The organism is Okeania sp., assembly GCF_983059655.1.
Genome location: NZ_CEZPJD010000917.1, coordinates 1 through 2,910 on the forward strand (window position 1 = coordinate 1; position 2,910 = coordinate 2,910).

At 37.3% G+C, this 2,910-nt stretch carries 3 protein-coding genes; 2 read left to right on the top strand and 1 reads right to left on the bottom strand.

Annotated elements, in window-relative coordinates; all coding sequences use genetic code 11:
* Window positions 1-133: 133 nt before the first annotated feature.
* The gene (locus tag AC3DU7_RS30145; protein ID WP_488042918.1) at window positions 134-676 is read left to right on the top strand and encodes a DUF4126 domain-containing protein; all 543 of its coding nucleotides are present in this window, start codon (window positions 134-136) and stop codon (window positions 674-676) included.
* Between the two features lie 109 nt (window positions 677-785).
* Here the strand turns inward: AC3DU7_RS30145 and hemH are convergent, their stop codons facing one another.
* Window positions 786-1,949 (bottom strand): ferrochelatase, encoded by a 1,164-nt coding sequence (gene hemH, locus AC3DU7_RS30150; RefSeq protein WP_488042919.1) that lies wholly within the window; start codon window positions 1,947-1,949, stop codon window positions 786-788.
* 380 nt (window positions 1,950-2,329) lie between these two features.
* Here hemH and AC3DU7_RS30155 point away from each other — a divergent pair.
* The coding region (locus AC3DU7_RS30155) for a class I SAM-dependent methyltransferase (RefSeq protein ID WP_488042920.1) at window positions 2,330-2,910 on the top strand (581 nt) is incomplete at its 3' end.

Sequence of the window (2,910 nt, forward strand, 5' to 3'; positions counted from 1 at the left end):
AAATATAATTTTGTGCCACCTCACATAAAATTGGTATAATACCTAACATCTACAACCTAACACCTACGACCTAACACCTAATTATGTGCAGCTTCACATAAAATTGGTATTAATAACACTTTCCATTGTGATTATGGTAGAAGTCCTAGCAGCTTTGTCTGCATCAGCAGCAGCAGGTATCAGAATAGCATTACCGTTACTGTTAATCGGTTTATGGCAAAATGATTTATGGTCGAAAGTACCTCTGCTGTCCAATATTTCCCCGCAAATAGTAGTGGGAGTTTTAGTTAGTTGGTCTTTATTTGAAATATTTGCCTCAAAACGGCTGTTAGGCCAACGCATTCTAAATTTAACTCAACTTCTATTCAGTCCAGTAGTAGGAGCAATTATGAGCATGGCGATCGCCAAAGCCACTCATTTAGAAGACTGGTTAACGATTGTAATGGGAGTAGTTGGTGGTTTACTTGCCTTAGTATTGCAACTCGTTCAGGTAGGATGGTTTTATCGATGGCGTGGTTTGCCAGTCTGGATGCTATTAGTCCAAGATATTCTATGTATTTGCCTGGTGATTTTTGCCTTTGATGCACCGCAACAAGGAGGATTAATTGCCTTACTATTGCTGTGGCTAGCAATTCGTAGCTATCAAGATTGGTATCGGTGGTATAAAGGACTTTAAAAATAAAAGAGTGGTGTTCTTCTGCTAAAGATATATATTTAAAGCTGTATGAGTAATCCCGGTCTATTAATTTTAGAAAGGGCATCGCTAGATGCCAAATGTCCCTATTCTAAAGTAAGCCAGCAAAGTGTAAGGGGCCATAACCAGTAATTAATTCCAACAACAAAGCCATAAACCCAAGCATTGCTAACCGTCCATTCCATACTTCTGCGGTGGTAGTCAAACCCCATTGCCATTTTTCTTGGGGATACATTTTGATAATTTTTTTCATCTGGATGGCATCAGAAAAAAGACGAGTAGGAGCATCCAGAGCTTCAACAACCAAATCTGCTAAATCATTGATAAATACTGGATGGGTATTTAGAGCAGGCACTCGGTAAAAATTACTAATTCCAGCTTCTTCTGCCACCTCGCGATATTCCATATCAATTTCTTGCAGAGTCTCAATGTGTTCGGAAACAAAGCTAATAGGAACTACTAATAAATCTTTAACCCCGTCACTGGCCAATTCTTGAATGGCCTCTTCAGTGTAAGGTTTCAACCACTCTACAGGGCCTACCCGACTTTGATAAGCTAGGGTATGAGGGTTAGAACGATTCAAAGCCTTCATAATCTTATCTACACAGTCTTCAATTTCTGCCTGATAAGGGTCTCCTGCTTCTTCAACATAGCTAACTGGTACACCATGGGCACTGAAGAAGATATGTACTTGCTCTGAGTTTGGACAATTATCTAATTCTTGAGCAATTAATTCTGCCATGGCCTGAATATATCCTGGTCGTTGATACCAAGAAGGAATAACGGTATATTCAGTATTCTGTAATTCTGGGTCTTTTTGCCAGAGTTGATCGAGTAACCGAAAGCTAGAACCGCTAGTGCTGATAGAATATTGAGGATAAAGTGGCAGAATTACTAACTTTTCTATTTGGTCGCGCTTAATTCTAGCGAGAGCTTCTTCTGTAAAGGGATGCCAATAACGCATTCCTATATAAGTTTGAGCTGTTAATCCTTTTTCTTCTAACTGTTTTTCGATCGCCAAACCTTGCTGTTCGGTAATGGATCTTAATGGAGAGCCACCACCAATTTCTTTATAATTTTCTTGAGACTTTTCAAAACGTAGGGTGGAAATTAGCCATGCTAAAGGTTTTTGCAACCAAGGAAAGGGCAAACGAATAATTTCTGGGTCAGAAAATAAATTGAAGAGAAAGGGACGGACATCTTCTAGTTGTTCTGGCCCACCTAAATTAAGTAATAAAACTCCAACACGACTCATAGTATTAATCAGGCTCCAATTTTAATATTTGTTACTAAATTTAACATATTAATATTTTCTTAAGTATATTTTCCAAGGAATTAAGAGTCAACTACTGCGGAAGTCAAAAGTCAAAAGTCAAAAGTCAAAAGTATTGATTGGTAAGGCTTTTAGGATTTTGTAACTGGTTAGTTATTTCTGCCATCCTGCACTAGCTCAAAATTAACGAAGTCAGAAGTCAGAAGTTATTTTTGTAACAGGAATTTGAGCAAGGAACCAAAAATATTTCGCCTTAAAAGGCGGGGTTGTGCGACCCAATTATTTTGATATAATTTATACACTTTTGACTTTGAACTTTTGACTTTGAACTTTTGACTTTGAACTTTTGACTTATTAATATCATGGCAACAATTTTCAGAGACTGGAGCTATAAATATCAATGGTTGTATGACGGTATTTCCCGTTTAGCAGCTCTTAGTGTTGGCGGAGAAACTAAGTTTCGTCAACTAGCTTTACAAGGTTTAACCATTGATCAAAATACTCAGGTACTTGATCTTTGTTGTGGTAGTGGTCAAGCAACTAATTTTCTGGTTAAATATTCTCAAAATGTTACAGGATTAGATGCTTCTCCACTATCAATAAATAGAGCTAAAAAAAATGTACCATCGGCTAGATATGTAGAGGCATTTGCTGAAGATATGCCATTCTCAAATAATCAATTTGATTTAGTACATACGAGCGCTGCTTTACATGAGATGAATTCTGAACAATTGCGGCAAATTATGCAAGAAGTTTACCGCATTCTGAAGCCAGGTGGAATTTTTACTTTTGTTGACTTTCATCGTCCGGTAAATATTCTTTTTTGGCCTGGGTTCGCCATATTTTTATGGTTATTTGAAACGGAAACTTCTTGGAATTTCATTAATACAGATATATGGAATTTATTACAAGAAATAGGGTTTAATTTAGTCGAGACTGACTC